The sequence below is a fragment of the Pseudomonas sp. BB438 genome, from assembly GCF_057180225.1.
In genome coordinates this window covers 4,515,721-4,532,311 of record NZ_CM170001.1, presented here as the reverse complement: position 1 = coordinate 4,532,311, position 16,591 = coordinate 4,515,721, and the positions used below count along the sequence as shown (strand labels likewise).

11 protein-coding genes are annotated in these 16,591 nt (G+C 62.4%); 7 read left to right on the top strand and 4 right to left on the bottom strand.

Going from position 1 to position 16,591, the window contains the following annotated elements; translation table 11 throughout:
* Positions 1 to 102 precede the first annotated feature (102 nt).
* The gene (locus AC1ZV1_RS20715; RefSeq protein WP_484293396.1) at positions 103 to 984 is read right to left on the bottom strand and encodes a DUF6685 family protein; all 882 of its coding nucleotides are present in this window, start codon (positions 982 to 984) and stop codon (positions 103 to 105) included.
* A 149-nt stretch (positions 985 to 1,133) separates the two neighbouring features.
* Between AC1ZV1_RS20715 and AC1ZV1_RS20710 the strand changes: the two genes are divergently transcribed.
* Positions 1,134 to 1,355 carry a DUF2835 domain-containing protein gene (locus AC1ZV1_RS20710; protein ID WP_484293395.1) on the top strand — a complete coding sequence of 74 codons (222 nt, stop codon included), beginning with the start codon at positions 1,134 to 1,136 and terminating at the stop codon, positions 1,353 to 1,355.
* A 53-nt stretch (positions 1,356 to 1,408) separates the two neighbouring features.
* Complete coding sequence (locus AC1ZV1_RS20705) at positions 1,409 to 2,434, top strand: quinone-dependent dihydroorotate dehydrogenase (protein ID WP_484293394.1); 1,026 nt, start codon at positions 1,409 to 1,411, stop codon at positions 2,432 to 2,434.
* Positions 2,435 to 2,537: 103 nt separating this feature from the next.
* Here the strand turns inward: AC1ZV1_RS20705 and rmf are convergent, their stop codons facing one another.
* The gene (gene rmf, locus AC1ZV1_RS20700) at positions 2,538 to 2,756 is read right to left on the bottom strand and encodes a ribosome modulation factor (protein WP_081519407.1); all 219 of its coding nucleotides are present in this window, start codon (positions 2,754 to 2,756) and stop codon (positions 2,538 to 2,540) included.
* Between the two features lie 471 nt (positions 2,757 to 3,227).
* Here rmf and rlmKL point away from each other — a divergent pair, with 471 nt between their 5' ends.
* On the top strand, positions 3,228 to 5,411 hold the full coding sequence (gene rlmKL, locus AC1ZV1_RS20695; RefSeq protein WP_484293393.1) for a bifunctional 23S rRNA (guanine(2069)-N(7))-methyltransferase RlmK/23S rRNA (guanine(2445)-N(2))-methyltransferase RlmL: 2,184 nt from the start codon (positions 3,228 to 3,230) through the stop codon (positions 5,409 to 5,411).
* 101 nt (positions 5,412 to 5,512) lie between these two features.
* Positions 5,513 to 7,924, top strand: a complete 2,412-nt coding sequence (locus AC1ZV1_RS20690; protein WP_484293392.1) for a sensor domain-containing diguanylate cyclase — start codon at positions 5,513 to 5,515, stop codon at positions 7,922 to 7,924.
* 38 nt (positions 7,925 to 7,962) lie between these two features.
* On the opposite strand, the gene dacB is transcribed toward AC1ZV1_RS20690, so the two are convergent.
* Positions 7,963 to 9,399, bottom strand: a complete 1,437-nt coding sequence (gene dacB, locus AC1ZV1_RS20685) for a D-alanyl-D-alanine carboxypeptidase/D-alanyl-D-alanine endopeptidase (RefSeq protein ID WP_484293391.1) — start codon at positions 9,397 to 9,399, stop codon at positions 7,963 to 7,965.
* Positions 9,400 to 9,652: 253 nt separating this feature from the next.
* Between dacB and AC1ZV1_RS20680 the strand changes: the two genes are divergently transcribed.
* From AC1ZV1_RS20680 to AC1ZV1_RS20670, 3 genes are all read left to right on the top strand, one after another.
* A complete protein-coding gene (locus tag AC1ZV1_RS20680; protein WP_484293390.1) occupies positions 9,653 to 10,000 on the top strand; it encodes a YggL 50S ribosome-binding family protein in 348 nt (115 codons plus the stop codon).
* 901 nt (positions 10,001 to 10,901) lie between these two features.
* Positions 10,902 to 11,528 carry a response regulator gene (locus AC1ZV1_RS20675; RefSeq protein ID WP_484293389.1) on the top strand — a complete coding sequence of 209 codons (627 nt, stop codon included), beginning with the start codon at positions 10,902 to 10,904 and terminating at the stop codon, positions 11,526 to 11,528.
* Between the two features lie 92 nt (positions 11,529 to 11,620).
* A complete protein-coding gene (locus tag AC1ZV1_RS20670) occupies positions 11,621 to 15,178 on the top strand; it encodes a transporter substrate-binding domain-containing protein (protein WP_484293388.1) in 3,558 nt (1,185 codons plus the stop codon).
* Between the two features lie 13 nt (positions 15,179 to 15,191).
* On the opposite strand, the gene AC1ZV1_RS20665 is transcribed toward AC1ZV1_RS20670, so the two are convergent.
* Positions 15,192 to 16,523 carry a deoxyguanosinetriphosphate triphosphohydrolase gene (locus AC1ZV1_RS20665; RefSeq protein ID WP_484293387.1) on the bottom strand — a complete coding sequence of 444 codons (1,332 nt, stop codon included), beginning with the start codon at positions 16,521 to 16,523 and terminating at the stop codon, positions 15,192 to 15,194.
* Between the last annotated feature and the right edge of the window lie 68 nt (positions 16,524 to 16,591).

Below are 16,591 nucleotides of genomic sequence, written 5' to 3'. Positions count from 1 at the left end.
GAGGGTTCCAGCCTGCGCCCGTCGATCCATCTGGTGCGGTACTGGACGGTCAGGGCGCTGTACAGCGCCAGTTTCGGGGAGGATGCCCTGAGGGACTGAGCCTCAGGGCAGCTTGCCGGCAGCGCGCAAGTAGGCGATCACGTCCGGCGCGCCGGCTTCCCGCAGCCCCTGGCCGAAGGCGTCCGACTGCGGGTGATCCCGTGGCAGCAGCAGGCTTTCCGGGGTTTCCGAGTTGAACAGGCCGAAGCGTGCGTAGGGCATGCCGGTTTCCAGCAGCAACCCCATGAACGACGCGTCGCTCCAGGCCTTGGCCGGCATGGCCAGCATATGGAAGTCGCGTTCCAGCTCATCCAGTACGGACGGTTGCAGCTCGAAGCGCTGGATGCTTGCAGGCAGGACGATTTCCAGCCCGCGGCGGCGCGCGTAGACCACCGCATTGGCCAGCTCGCAAGGATGGTTGTCGTCGTCCCAGAACAGCCGTGCGCCATGCCAGCCGGCACTGCGCAACTGCAATTGCGCCTTTCGCTCGAAGCCGGGCAGGGCCACGCCCAGCACCTTGGTGAAGTCGTTGTAGCTGATGATCCGCACCTTGCGGCACTGCTCGCAGTTGGACAGCTCTTCCAGGCCCGCCAGCGGGCTGTCGAGCAGGCTGCGGCAGCACAGGCCATCGATGCTGCGCACGTCGACAGCGGGGTGTTCCTCGCGGTGGCTGGCCACCAGGCGCTTGAGGACTGCGTGGATGCGTGCCTTGTCTTCCTGTACAGGGCCGGACAGCGCGCCGCGCGGCAGGTCGATCAACCGGTAGAGCGGCGGGCCGGATTGCCAGCCAAGGCCGGCAGGCCAGTCCGGGAGGGGCTCGAAGGGCAGGGACAGGCTCCGGCTGCGCTCGGCGACGTTACGCCCATCGGCACTGCCGATGCCCAGGCGCTGGGCCAGGGCGGCCAGGCGGCTGGTCACGCTGCGGGGGCGGGGTGGTTGACTCATGGACGACGCTAGACTCCCGATGGCCAGTTGGTCAATGCAGGAAGCGCCGAGCCCGATGCACGGCGAATTGCCCTAAGCATAGAAAACCCTGGCGCCGTTGGGCGCATGCGTTGTGGCAAAATTCTTTCCTTCACTTCCAGGAGGCCTCCATGGCTTGCGTTGTGCTGGATATTTCCCTGCCGGCGGATCGGCTGCAGGCGCTCTATCGCGGGCAGGCGAACCGGGTTCAGGTGACCAGTCGGGATGGTCGGCAGGTCAATCTACCGGCGCATTACCTGCGCCCCTTCGTCACTCACTCCGGAGTTCACGGCAGCTTCGAGCTGGAATTCGACGATTCCGGGCGGCTGCTGGCGCTGCGTCGCCTCGCCTGAGCGAGGCCAGGCTGGCTATAATAGCGCCCCATTTTGCCGACCGATGCCCGACCATGTACAGCCTGGCCCGCGAGCTCCTGTTCAAGCTCTCCCCGGAAACCTCCCATGAATTGTCCATCGACCTGATCGGCGCGGGTGGCCGCCTGGGCCTCAATGGCCTGCTGACCCAGGCGCCAAAGAGCCTGCCAGTAAAGGTGATGGGCCTGGAATTCGCCAACCCCGTGGGGCTGGCCGCCGGCCTGGACAAGAACGGCGACGCGATCGACGGCTTCGCCCAACTGGGCTTCGGTTTCGTCGAGATCGGTACCGTTACCCCGCGTCCGCAGCCGGGCAACCCCAAGCCGCGCATCTTCCGCCTGCCGAAAGCCACCGCGATCATCAACCGCATGGGCTTCAACAATCACGGCGTCGATCACCTGATCGAGCGCGTCAAGGCGGCCAAGTACAAGGGCGTGCTGGGCATCAATATCGGCAAGAATGTCGATACGCCGGTCGAGCGGGCGGTGGATGACTACCTGATCTGCCTGGACAAGGTCTACGCCCACGCCAGCTACGTTACGGTCAACGTCAGCTCGCCGAATACGCCCGGCCTGCGCAGCCTGCAGTTCGGTGATTCGCTCAAGCAACTGCTCGAAGCGCTGCGCCAGCGCCAGGAAGACCTGGCCGTGCAGCACGGCCGCCGTGTGCCGCTGGCGATCAAGATCGCCCCGGACATGAGCGACGACGAAACCGCGATGGTCGCCGCCGCGCTGGTCGAATCGGGCATGGACGCGGTGATCGCCACGAACACCACCCTCGGCCGCGAAGGCGTCGAGCACCTGCCGTTCGGCAACGAGGCCGGCGGCCTCTCAGGCGCACCGGTACGCGAGAAGAGTACCCACATCGTCAAGGTATTGGCCGCTGAACTGGGCGGTCGCCTGCCGATCATCGCCGCCGGTGGCATCACCGAAGGCGCCCATGCGGCGGAGAAGATCGCGGCGGGTGCGAGCCTGGTGCAGATCTATTCGGGGTTCATCTACAAGGGCCCGGCACTGATCCGCGAAGCGGTGGACGCCATTGCAGCGGCCAAGCGGGCGTAAGTACAGGCAGTGGAAATAAGTAGGGCTCCTTTCGGAGCCCTTGGGCTTACGCCCTTTTCCGCCCGGATGGGGCGGCCTGGGGAAGTCGTGGGTGACCCTGGATTCAGCCTGTTGCGTGCTGCAATTGGTTCACTCGTTGAATACCGGCGGCGCCGGTCAAACCATCCCAGTTGTCGCCGCGGCCCTCACGCCAACCGTTGAGCCAGGATTGCCGGGTAGTGGGATGGGTAAACGGACAGAGGTCGCGAGATTTTCCAGTAATGCCGTGCTGATAACCGCGCAAAAAGGCTCTTTCCAACGGATCACGCTTAAGTCTTCTCATAGGGTGTTGCCCTCACTTGTTGACTGTTATGTCCCGTTGGCCCCCCTGGGAGGCCGGGCGGAAGTTTCCGCCAATGGGGCGCATTGCCGGCGTGACGCGCCCCGCCCAACACCATTGCGGTGAAGGATTACCCCGAGTTCTATCGAAAGGTTCCGGGGCTGTGAATGACCAATTTGTCATAAGGACGTAACTCTTATGGGGTCAGGCCATAAGGTTCGCCCGGTTTGCAAAGTGCCATTACGGCATAACCCGCCAGGGGCGGGTGGTTGCCGAGGATCAAGAGGAATGTGTGTCTAATTGAGACCATCTCTCGTTCCGACGAGTGGGATGACTTTCTGCGACGCGAGGCCGCAGGCCGGTCGCCGGTTCATCCCTGAAAATGAATACACGGGCCTCCTTGGATGAACAAAAGGTGGCCGACGAAGCCGTAAGCGGCTTTGCTGAAAGGGCTGTGGCCCGGGAACTATTTGCATGGCGGATTTGCACGATCTTTTCCTCACCTGCCCGAAAGGGCTCGATGGCCTGTTGCTGGAGGAAGCCCAGGCGCTCGGGCTGACCGAGGCGCGCGCCCAGGTTTCGGCTATTCGCGGCAAGGGCGACCTGGAGACGGCCTACCGCCTGTGCCTCTGGTCGCGCCTGGCCAACCGCGTGCTGCTGGTTCTCTCGCGCTTCCCGGTGAGCAACGCCGAAGACCTCTACCTGGGCGTCAATGCCGTGTCCTGGAGCGACCACCTGGACGCTGGCGGCAGCCTGGCCGTGGAGTTCAGCGGAAAGGGCTCGGGCATCGACAACACCCACTTCGGCGCGCTGAAGGTCAAGGACGCCATCGTCGACAACCTGCGTGCCGAATTCGGCAAGCGTCCGACCGTGGACAAGGTCAACCCGGATATCCGTGTGCACCTGCACCTCGATCGCGGCCAGGCCGTGCTGTCGCTGGACCTGTCCGGCCACAGCCTGCACCAGCGCGGCTACCGCTTGCAGCAGGGTGCCGCGCCGCTGAAGGAAAACCTCGCCGCTGCCGTGCTGATCCGTGCCGGTTGGCCGAAGATTGCCGCTGAAGGTGGCGCCTTGTCCGACCCCATGTGTGGTGTCGGCACCTTCCTCATCGAGGCCGGCCTGATCGCTGCCGACATCGCGCCGAACCTCAAGCGTGAGCGCTGGGGCTTCAGCAACTGGCTCGGACACGTGCCCGCGATCTGGAAGAAGCTCATCGAGGATGCCCAGCAGCGTGCGGAAGTCGGCTTGGCCAGGACGCCGCTGTGGATCCGCGGCTACGAGGCCGACCCGCGCCTGATCCAGCCCGCTCGCAACAACATCGAGCGCTCGGGCTTGGCCGAGTGGGTGAAGATCTACCAGGGCGAACTGGCCACCTTCGAGCCGCGTCCGGACAAGGGCCAGAAAGGCCTGATCATCTGCAACCCGCCCTACGGCGAGCGTCTGGGTGACGAAGCCAGCCTGTTGTACCTCTACCAGCACCTGGGTGAGCGTCTGCGCCAGAGCTGCCTGGGCTGGAGTGCCGGTGTGTTCACCGGCGCGCCGGAACTCGGCAAGCGCATGGGCATTCGTAGCCACAAGCAGTACGCCTTCTTCAACGGTGCGCTGCCTTGCAAGCTGATCATGCTTGACGTGGAACCACGCCAGTTCGTGACCGGTGACCGCGGCGAGCGCAGCGAAGCGTCTCCCGCTCAGGGCGCCACCGTGATCGAGCAGGCACGCCTGAGCGAAGGCGGGCAGATGTTCGCCAACCGCGTGCAGAAGAACGTCAAGGCGCTCGGCAAGTGGGCGCGCAAGGAAAAGATCGAATGCTACCGGGTGTATGACGCCGACATGCCCGAGTACGCACTGGCCATCGACCTCTACCGCGACTGGGCGCACGTGCAGGAATACGCTGCGCCCAAGTCCATTGATCCGGAGAAGGCACAGACCCGTCTGCTCGATGCGCTCGCCGCGTTGCCTCAGGCGCTGGGCATTCCCACCGAGCGCATCGTGATCAAGCGTCGCGAACGCCAGACCGGCAAGAAGCAGTACGAGCGCCAGAATGCCGAAGGCCGTTTCATGGAAGTCGAAGAGGGCGGTGTGAAGTTGCTGGTCAACCTGACTGACTATCTCGATACCGGCCTGTTCCTCGATCACCGCCCGATGCGCCTGCGCATTCAGCGCGAGGCTGCCGGCAAGCGCTTCCTCAACCTGTTCTGCTACACCGCCACGGCCACCGTGCATGCGGCCAAGGGCGATGCCCGCAGCACCACCAGCGTCGACCTGTCCAAGACCTACCTGGACTGGGCGCGGCGCAACCTGTCGCTCAATGGTTTCTCGGACAAGCAGCGCCTGGTGCAGAGTGATGTCATGGAGTGGCTGCGCGAGGACCGCGGCGAGTACGACCTGGTGTTCATCGACCCGCCGACCTTCTCCAACTCCAAGCGAATGGAAGGCGTGTTCGATGTGCAGCGCGATCATGTCGAGCTGATCGACCTGGCCATGGCCCGCCTCGCCAGGGGCGGAGTGCTGTACTTCTCCAACAACTTCCGCAAGTTCGAACTGGATGAAGGGTTGGCGGCGCGTTACCAGGTCGAGGAAATCAGCGCCCTGACGCTGGACCAGGACTTTGCTCGCAACAGCAAGATTCACCGCGCCTGGCGCATCACCGTCCGTTAAGGCCCGAGCGGCGTGCGGCCTGGGCCGTGCGTCGCGCCAACGCTGGGCAAAGGGCCATCGGCTGCTATAAAAACTGAGTCACCCTGAGAACGGGAATCCACATGACTCAGTTGCCGGCCTTCGAGCAGTTGCCTGCCGCTCAGGGAGTCGCCCGTCAGAGGAAGGCCCTGCATGCTGCCAGCGTAGTGTTGGTGGCGGGGCTGCTGCTGACGGCGCTGCTGGGCTGGAATGTCTGGCGCAATGCCCGCATGGCTCTGGAACAGCAGTTCGTGCTCACCGCAAATGAGCGCATCGACCGGGTGCGCGAGCGGTTGTCGATGCAGTTGAGCGAACTGGAGTCGATCCAGCGCTTTTTCGAGAACTCCCAGGACGTTTCCCGCGAGGAGTTCGAACACTTCGTTAGTCCATTGCTCGGCGATACCTTGGGGTATGCCTGGCTGCCCCGTGTCGATCAGCGCCAGCGCGACGCATTCGAGGCTCGCGCCCATACTGCCGGCATGCTCGACTACATGCTGTTCGAACTGGACCTGCAGGGGCGGCCGATCCCGGCACAGGTTCGCGAGCGCTACTTTCCTGTCCTGTATGGCGCCTCTGAATACCTGGAGGAGATGCCCCTGGGGCTGGACCTCAACTCCACCCTGCCGGGGCGGGAACTGACTCAGCGCGTGATGAAGACGCGCGCGGTGGCCGCCTCGATGCCGGTTGTGCTGCCCGGCGCGCCGCCGGCGGACTCCACCGGCCTGCTGCTGGCGGCCCCCCTCTATCGCAACAGCGCGATGCCCAGCTCGACGGCGGAGACGCGCATCGGCATCCGGGGCATTCTGCTGGCGGCGATCAGTTACCGTCTGCTCATCGAGCAGGGCTCGCAAGTACGTGGCGAGCAGTTGGCGTTGACCCTGCGCGATGCCGGCGATCCCCGTCCGGACGTGCCGCTATACCGCAGCCCGGTGTCGGCGGACCAGACGGCAGGGCTGGTCTCGGAACGCCACCTGCCGTTCGCCGGCCGCGACTATCTGGTGCGCGTCGAGCCGTCCAGTGACTTCCTCCGACGCAATCAGGGGCACCCGCAATGGTGGGTGGTGTTTGCCGGCGGGCTGACTTCGCTCCTGCTGGCCGGCTACGTGCTGACGCTGCTCGGCCAGCGCCAGCGCGCCCTGCAACTGGTGGACGAGCGCACTGCCGAGTTGCGGGCCAACCAGTTGGAACTGCAGGAGAATCAGGCGCGCCTGCACTTCGCCATGGACAGCGCGGGCCACGGCGTCTGGGACTGGAGCCTGGATACCGGCGACGTCTTCTACTCCCATGCCTGGAAGGCCATGCTCGGCTACCGCGACAGCGAGGTGGGCGCGACCACGGAGGAGTGCCTGAGTCGGGTCCACCCGGACGACAAGGACCTGCGTTGCGAGGCGTTGCGCCGGCATCTTCGCGGCGAGTGTTCGCTTTACCAGAGCGAGCACCGGCTGCGCTGCAAGAGCGGTCGCTGGCTCTGGGTGCTTGATAGGGGACAGGTGGTGGAACGCGACAACGAAGGTGCGCCGCGCCGCATGATCGGTACCCAGACCGACATCAGCTCGCGCAAGGCGGCCGAGTTGGAGCTGGGAGAGGTGAACAGTCGTCTGCATGGCTTGCTGGATGCGGCGACCCAGGTTGCCATCGTCTCCACCGACCTGCGCGGATTCGTGCGCAGCTTCAATGTCGGGGCGGAGCGGATGTTTGGCTACAGCGCCCAGGAAGTGATCGGCCGGCCGGTGCCGGAGAACGTCTTCGTCAAGGATGAGATCCGTCGGCGCGCACAGGACCTGTCGAGCATCCTCGGGCGGGAGATTCGCGGCTTTGATGTCGTCGGCGCACTAGTGGGCGAGGGACACGAAGAACACGAGTGGACCTGTGTGCGCCGTGACGGCCGCCAATTGAAGATCAATCTGATCATCACCGGCGTACGCGATTCGGTGGGGAACACCACGGGCTACCTGGGTATCGCCACCGATATCACCCGGCGCAAGGAGGCGGAGATGGAGCTGCGACGTCTGTCGGTGACCGATGCGCTGACCGGCATCCACAACCGCCGCTACTTCAAGGAGCAATTGGACCAGGCCATGGCGCGCTGTGCTCGCAGCGGCGAGCCGCTGTCGCTGGTGATGTTCGATATCGACCACTTCAAGGACATCAACGACCGCTTCGGCCACGAGGCGGGCGATATCGTGCTGGTGACCCTGTGCCAGCGGATTGCCCAGCGCCTGCGCAAGGTGGACGTTTTCTGTCGCCTGGGTGGAGAGGAGTTGGTGGTGCTCTGCCCGAGCAGTACCACGGAGCAGGCCTGGCAATTGGCAGAGGCGCTGTGGCAAGGCCTTCGCGGTCAGCCGATGGAAGGCGTCGGCGTGGTGACCGCGAGTTTCGGGGTCGCCTCCTGGAGCGCTGGCGAAAGCGCGGACGATCTGATGCGTAAAGTGGACCGCGCGGTCTATCGCGCCAAGCGGCTGGGCCGGGATCGCCTGGAGAAAGTCGAGGCCTGATGCGAGAACCCCGGCCATCGGACCGGGGTTCGCAAGGGTCAGTGCTTGGTGCTGCTGTAGAGGTCCAGCAAAACCTGATCGAGGATCGACGAGGCGCCCCACGGCCGATTGCTGTTGAGGATCGCCACCACCACCCAGGTGCGGCCGTTGGCGTCGCGGCTGAAGCCGGCGAGGGCTCGCACGGTGTTCAGGGTGCCGGTCTTCACGTGGGCTTCGCCCGCCATGGGCGTGCCGCGCAGGCGTTTGCGCATGGTGCCGTCCTTCGCCACGATCGGCAGCGAAGAGATGTATTCCGCGGCGTAGGGGCTGTGCCACGCAGCCTGGAGCATCGCTGCCATCTCGCGGGCGCTGACGCGCTCGTCACGGGAGAGGCCCGAGCCGTTCTCCATTACCAGGTGGCTCGCGGTGATGCCCTTGCGTGCCAGCCATTGGCGGATCACTCGCTGCGCAGCCTGGGCGTCGTCTGCGTCGGCACCGTTGCGGTACTGGCGGCCGACCGAAAGGAACAGTTGGCGGGCCATGGTGTTGTTACTGTATTTGTTGATGTCGCGGATGATTTCGACGACGTCCGGCGACATGGCGCGGGCCACCAGGGTGGCGTTTTTCGGCACGGTGCCTTCGCGGTCCTTGCCGAGGATGCTGCCGCCCAGCTCCTGCCAGATGCCGCGTACGGCGCCGGCGGTGTAGGCCGGGTGCTCGAGCAGCGACATGTAGGTCTGTGCGCTGCAGCCCTGGGGAATCTGTCCAGTGGCGACCAGCGAGGTGCCGTCGAACTGGGTCACCGGGTTGAAGCGCAGTTTTGGCCAGGCCGGGCAGGCTGCAGCCTTGCCCACCTGAATCTGGTTGTCGATGCGCACGTTCGCCAGTGGCGGGTCCATCAGCACGGTGGCCTTGCTGCCTTCGGTGCGGATCACCAGGCGCACGCTCTTCAGGTTGACCATCAGCGAGTCCGGGCCGACCAGGAACGGCTTGTTGTCGTCACCGCCGTCATCGTTGAACACCGGCAACTGCGGGATGTTGAAGTAGCTGCGGTCCAGCACCAGATCGCCGGTGACCTTGCTCACGCCATTGGCACGCAGGTCGCGCATCATCAGCCAGAGCTTCTCCAGGTTCAGCTTCGGGTCACCGCCCCCCTTGAGGTAGAGGTTGCCGTTCAGGATGCCGTCCTTGAGCTGGCCGTCAGTGTAGAACTCGGTCTGCCACTGATAGGTTGGGCCGAGCATTTCCAGGGCGGCGTAGGTGGTGAACAGCTTCATGGTCGACGCCGGGTTCACCGAGACATCGGCATTGAAATAGGTGGCGTTGCCGGGGCCTTCCAGCGGGATCATCACCAACGACAGGGCGTCATCGGTGAGCTTGCTGGCCCGAAGCGCTTTCTGTACGCGCTCGGGCAGGGTGTTGTTGATCTGGGCAACGGCCGGCAGGGCGAAAGGCAGCAAGGTGGCGAGAGCGAGGACGCGCAGAGACTTGAACATAGAAAAGATGACATCCCAATGGTAGGGCATTGACTTGAAAAAATGAAAAGATGAAGCGCAACACTACAGATGAAATACTCCCTGCTGGATCGGGAGCTGCGGCACATTATGCCGCAAGCCGATACGGTATGCGCAGACCTTCGGCTGCCGGTCGTCTCGCAGAAGCGCGCTGTGACTGAGGGACTAGGCGGCGGTGGATTGCACTGGGCGCATTAATCAACGAGAGGCAATTGTCCTCCTGAGGAGAGTTCGGATGGCTACCCATCGTTCCCGTCGTTTGCGCAAGAAGTTGTGTGTCGATGAGTTCCAGGAACTCGGGTTCGAATTGAGCTTCCAGTACAAGGAAGGGCAGGATGAAGAGGCTATCGACGCCTTCATGAAGCGCTTCGTCGAGACCGCCGTCGAACCCAATGATCTGGTCTATAGCGGGTGCGATGAGTACGGCTTCATCTGCCTGGCTCGGCGAGGGTCGGTGAGTGTGGAGCAGCGGGAGAGGGTCGAAGGGTGGCTGAGGCAGCAGCCTGAACTGGCGGGGGCTATCGTCAGCCCGCTGATCGACGCCTGGTATCCGGATCAACCCGTCAATCCACCTGTTCGCTGAGATGCCGACGAGGCCGTTTACCGCAACCTGCACCCGCCTGAGACAGGCCCCCCGCGGGCCTGTGCGGATGTGTGCGTGATTTGAATGATAGTTGCAAAGTGCGCTTCCCCTTCGCTTTTGATCATTCAGCAGGACTGGCCGGCGAGCACCACAGACATCAGCAGTCTATTCGATGTCATCAGAACTTCCAGATGTTGAAATTTCGGAAGTACTGATCAAGCAGGTTCTAGTGGTGCCTGCGTATTTTATTATTCTCAGTACAACCTTCGATTTGAAGGTGATCAGTTGATTCAATGTTGTACGTTATTAATGAGCTTGAACGTCAGTCTTCGCAGACGCGCCTCTTCTTCGCGGTGCATCTGTTTCGATATTCATGGTAGTGCCTGATTATACCGGGGGAGGGAGCTTTTTCTGGCTTCGGATTTGCTTTTTCTGAGTGTTTCGATGTTTGTGGGCTTAGCGATTGAGAGTTTGCTTGTGCTATTTCGCTCACAACGTATTGATAGTGCGATCATGGCTTGGCAACGTAAAGCTGCACTCGCAAGATCCCATGGCATGCCGATGTAGCCTGACCCCGTTAGCGGAGTTCTTGATGTGAGCAGGTTCTCGTTGTTTTGGGTGATAGAGAGACTGCTGGCGTTCGGAAAACAGGTAGATAGCTAAGGCATTTGCCGAGGCTTCGTAGGGTTGAATTCCGATCCAATCCTACTCATTGTCGGAATATTCTTATTGATTGAGTGGGATTGACGGGAGTGCGGTGCTTTTTTGTAGGATTTTTTTATAAGTTTGGTAGGAATTCCCTCTAACGATCAATAATGGAGGCGGGGCATCTCGACAGAATGAGGTCGGCATATATCTTACTGACGGATATTTCGTTTCTATCGGTCTGTGAGAGAGCCTGATGAGTAAAATTATTATTGTTGACGATCACCCGGTTATTCGCATGGCAATGCGCGTGTTGCTGGAAAAGGAAGGCCATATCATCGTCGGGGAAACTGACAATGGGGTCGACGCGCTTTCACTTGTGAAGGAACTGCTGCCCGATCTCGTCGTTCTGGATATCGGCATTCCTCGACTTGACGGTCTGGAAGTCATCAGCCGCATTTCTGCCCTCGAACTGTCGCTCAAGGTTCTGGTGCTGACGGGCCAGAGCGCCTCGCTGTTCGCCATGCGCTGCATGCAGGCCGGTGCGTCGGGCTTCGTCTGCAAGCAGGGTGGCCTGGCGGAATTGATCAGCGCGGTCAACGCGGTTGTCGCCGGTTACAACTACTTTCCCAGCAAGGCCGTACGCCAGCCTCGTCGCAACAACGAGCAGATGGACGACCAGGAACTCATCCAGCGTCTCTCCGATCGCGAGATGGCTGTCCTGCAGTATCTGGCCAATGGTTATTCGAACAAGGAAATCTCCGAGCAGATGTTCATCAGCAACAAGACGGTCAGTACCTACAAGACCCGACTGCTGCTGAAGCTCAATGCACATTCGCTGGTAGATCTGATCGAGTTCGCCAAGCGGAACGCGCTGGTTTGAGGTGCGTGATGTCCTGCTTGCGCCGTTGTATCGCCACGTTGTTGCTCATCGGTTGTGGATGGGCGATGGCGGAGCCGCGCGACTGGAGTCCAATGAACCTGCTGGCACGTCCGCTGGATGAGTCGGTCAAGGTAACGTTGGACGACAGGAGCTGGCAGTGGTTGAGGGACAAGCGGACACTCCGTCTGGGGGTTACCGCTCCGGACTATGCCCCATTCGATGTCACCACCACCGGCACGGAACTGGAGGGTGTCACGGCCGATATACTGGGCGTGCTTGCCGACACGCTCAACGTTCGGGTGGAGGTTCGGCGCTATGCTGACCGGGACGCGGCAGTCGATGCATTGGCCCATGGCGACATCGACCTGCTGAGTCGTGCCACGAACTACGAGTCGGCTCGGCCCGGCATCGTTCTGACCCGTCCGTATTTTTCCAACCAGCCCGTGGTCGTTGGCCCGGAAGGCACGCGGCTGGCAAGTGCGGGGCAACTTGTTGGCAAGCGCATCGCTGTGGTCAGCGACTATTACTCGGCCGAAGAGCGCGACAGGTACTTCAGTGGTGCATCGGAGAGGAGCTATCACTCCGTGCTCCGAGCGCTCGAGGCCGTGGCCTTCGGTCAGGCCGACTTGTATGTCGGTGATGTTTTCAGCGCGCAGTACCTGATCAGCCAGAGAAACCTGGCCAATCTCAAGGTACTTAATTTCGCGGGCTTCGATGGTCCAGGGTTCAGCTTCGCGGTAAGTGCATCGGAGCCGCAGCTTCGGGACATCCTTGACCGTACCCTGGCCGCTATTCCGCGCTCAGTGGAAGCCGCCATTCAACGTCGATGGAGTCCCGGTGGCGCCTACTCGATTGCTGATCAACGCCTGATACTGACTCCCCGCGAGCAACGCTGGCTGGACCGCCATCCCAGGCCAGTGGTTGTGGTTGACCAGGCCCTGGCTCCCATCTCGTTCTTCGATGCTCATGGCAAGTTTCGCGGCATCGCCGCCGATGTGCTGGAACTTATCCAGAGCCGTGTCGGCATTGATTTTGACGTGCGGCCGCAATCCAGTGCGGCAGCCATGTTGAGCCAGGCCCGCGCCGGCAAGGCCCAGGTGATAGCGGCCATGACGCCGACGGCAAAGCGAGAGGAGTGGCTGGGTTTTACCCGGCCTTATATGACGAATTCCTTTGTTGTCGTCGTATCTCAGCAGGCTGACTGGTTGCACTCACTGGATGACCTGGACGGGCGCCGCGTTGCGGTGTCCAAGGATTCCGCAATAGCGGAGTTCATGCGTGAGCGGCATCCCAAGGTGAAACTCGTCGAGGTCGAGACAAAACTTGACGACCTGTCCATGATCAGTGAGGGAAAGGTCGATGCGGGCATCCATATGCTGTCGCCTGCAAACTATCTGATTTCCCGGTATTACCCTGATTTGCGCGTCGCACTCGCCCTCGACCGGGAGCCGGGGCAGTTCTCCCTCGCTGTTTCCCGCGCGGATCCTGAGCTGCTCGGAATTCTGAACAAGGCAATTCTCGCCATCTCGCCCGAGGACATGAGCAACATCGTTGCTCGCTGGTCGGCCAGTGTGGAAAAGCCCGACAGCATCTGGCAGGGCTATCGTCTGCAATTCGTCCAGCTTGCCTGGGCCGCAGTCCTGATGTCCCTTCTTCTGCTGCTGTGGAACTGGCGCTTGTGGTTGAAGGTTCGGCGGCGCCAGGCTTCCGAGCGGGAACTCAACTACCGGCTCGCATTCAAGCGAGCGCTGATTGACGGCATTCCCCAGCCAGTGGCGGTGCGCGATTGTGACGGGCGTCTGGTCACGTGCAACATCGGTTTCCTCAGGGAGACTGGCATGTCCCGTGAAGCAGTCGCTGGCACCCGGGTGGGTGACTGCTCCTGGCTGGCGGCGCAGGATGCGGAGATGCTCGAGCTGATCCACCGGCAGGCGATGGATTCGGACGGCAATGTGGCTTCCGATCTGATGCTGCCGATTCACGATGATGTGCGCGAAATCCATTACTGGGCCACGCCGTATCGCGGTCCGGGTGGGGAGATATCCGGCGTAGTGACCGGCTGGATAGACGTCACCGAACGCGAGCGTCTCTACCATCAGCTGGAAACCGCCAAGGAGCAGGCGGAGGAGGCGAGTCGTGCCAAAAGCACCTTCCTTGCCACCATGAGCCACGAAATCCGTACGCCTATGAATGCGGTGATCGGAATGCTGGAGTTGGCGCTGACGCGTGCGGACCAGGGGCACTGGGAGCGGGAGCCGGTGGAGGTGGCCTACGACTCGGCGCGCTCGCTGTTGACGCTGATCGGCGACATCCTCGACGTGGCCAAGATCGAATCCGGACGCTTGATGCTGATGCCGGAACGCGCCCATTTGCGTGATCTGGTGGAGTCCGTTGCGCGCGTGTTCGATGGACTGGCGCGGCAGAAGGCGTTGGAGCTCAGGATGGAGATCGAGGCTGATGCGGCCTGCGACGTGCTGATTGATCCGCTGCGATTCAAACAGATCCTGTCGAACCTGGTCAGCAATGCCATCAAGTTCACCGACTTCGGCCATGTGAAGATCCGCGTCTACGGCGAGCGTGTCGCAGGTGAGCGTCTCGCACTCGAAGTCAGCGTACAGGACAGCGGTATCGGTATTTCCGAGGTGGACCAGCGCCAGTTGTTCGAACCGTTCAGTCAGGTTGCCCGCGGTGGCAGTACGAGCCGTGGCGGCACGGGATTGGGGCTCACCATCTGCCGCAAGCTGGCAGAGATGATGGGGGGCACGGTGCGAATGGAAAGCCGTCCGGGCGAAGGCACCACTGTCATCGTGCGCCTGCTGCTGCAGACGCTGGAAAGCCTGCCCGAAAGCGAAATCGTTGCGGCTGTGGCCCTTCCGAGGGCTGCGCAGCCACTGAAGGTCCTGGTGGTCGATGACCACGCCGCCAACCGCTTGTTGCTGAGCCAGCAACTGGAACACCTAGGACATCAGGTCGAGGTAGCGTCAGACGGTTCCCAGGCACTTCAGCTATGGCATCCGGGTGATTTCGATCTGGTGATCACCGACTGCAACATGCCGGTGCTCAACGGCTATGCTCTGGCCCGGCGAATTCGTGAGCTTGAAGACGAAATGGAAGCTGAGCCCTGCGTGGTCTTCGGGTTCACCGCCAACGCGCAGCCCGACGAGATCGAGAACTGCCGGCATGCAGGCATGGACGATTGCCTGTTCAAGCCCATTGGCCTGGACAATCTTCGTAGGCGCTTGGCGGCGGTGCCGAAGATTTCCTCTGCTGATAGCCTGCCAGCGAAGGAGCGGAACCGCGCCGAGGTGTTCGATCTGACGTCGCTGCAGGCAATGACCGGAGGCAATCCTGGTCTGACGCGCCGTTTGCTGGAGGAGCTGCATAGCAGCAACCGGTTCGATATCGATCAGATCGAGCCGCTTTGTGCGGCGGGTGACTGGAAACAATTGGCCAATCTGGCCCACCGCATCAAAGGCGCGGCGCGGCTGGTTCACGCCGAAAAGCTTCAGGATCTGTGCGACAAGCTCGAAGCTGGCTGCAAGGATGGGCTCGATAGCGTAGAGCTGCGCAGTCGGGCATTGGCGGTGGAGGCGGCGATGTCCGCCCTTCAGGATGACCTCCTGCAGCAGTTGAGCGCACCGGCCGCCTAGGGCAATCGCTGCTTCAGCTCGGGCTGGAACGGCCGGTCATCTCGCGGGCCATTTCGGTGGCGTAGCTGTCGGTCATGCCGGCGATGAAGTCTGTTACGCGCAAGAAGGAGCGATAGAGCGTCCAGCTCGGGTCCGGCGCGTAGTGACTCAACAGGTCGAGGATGCGCTGGTTCTTGAACGACGGTGAGCTCTGACGGTGCTGTTCGAGCACGGCGCCACAGAAGGAGTTCAGCAGTATTTCCAGGGTGGTGTAGGCGCCGATCTCATGCAGCGTCTTGCGCTTGTCCTGGAATATCTTTTCCCGGGCCATGCCTTTGGCTCGCTGCACACATCGCTTGGCCGGGCCATGCATGTGCTCCACCAGGTCGCCTTGCAGGGTGCCTGCGAGCAGGGCCGGCTCCTGCTCGACGAAAGCCCGTGCGGCGGCATTGGTGAGGTGCTCGATGGCCTTGCCTCGCAGGATCGCCATCTTGCGCCGGCGAGAGTCCTTCGGGCCGAGTTGGCGGTAGGTTTCAGGCAGGTCGTCACCTACCAAATCAAGCAGCAGGGCCTCCACTTCGCTGTAGTCGAGCAGCTCCATTTCCACACCGTCTTCCAGGTCGATCAGGCCGTAGCAGATGTCGTCTGCGGCCTCCATCAGGTAGACCAGCGGATGGCGCGCCCAGCGTTCGTCTTCCAGTTGCGGCATGCCCAGCTTCTGGGTGATCTGCTCCAGCAGCGGCAGCTCGCTGCGGTAGCAGCCGAACTTGTGTTTCTTGTATCCCAGGGAGTCGGCGTGACGTGCTGTCCACGGGTACTTCAGGTAGGTGCCGAGGGTGGCGTAGGTCAGGCGTGTGCCGCCGTCGAACTGGTGGTATTCGAGCTGGGTGAGGACACGGAAACCCTGTGCATTACCCTCGAAGTGCAGGAAGTCCGAGCGTTCTCCGTCGCTCATGCCATCCAGCCAGCCGCGCCCGGCCGCCTGCTGGAACCAGTGGCGGATGGCGTCTTCGCCGGAGTGGCCGAAGGGCGGGTTGCCGATGTCATGGGCGAGGCAGGCGGACTGTACGATCACGCCCATGTCGGCGGGGTCGCACCATTCGGGCAGGCGGTCGCGAATGATCTCGCCGACCCGCATGCCCAGCGAGCGGCCGACGCAGCCCACCTCGAGCGAGTGGGTCAGGCGGGTATGGATGTGATCGTTGCTCGAGACCGGGTGCACCTGGGTCTTGCGACCCAGGCGGCGGAATGCACCGGAGAAGATGATGCGGTCGTGGTCCTTGTGGAAGGCGCTGCGGCCGAGTTCGGCACTGCTGTGCACCGGTTTGCCGAGACGCTCCCGGGGGAGCAGGGTGTGCCAATCCATTCTTCTTTCCGCGATCGAGAGAGTTACCGGCAACGCTAGCCGTTCGCGCCGGCAATCTCAATCGCGGC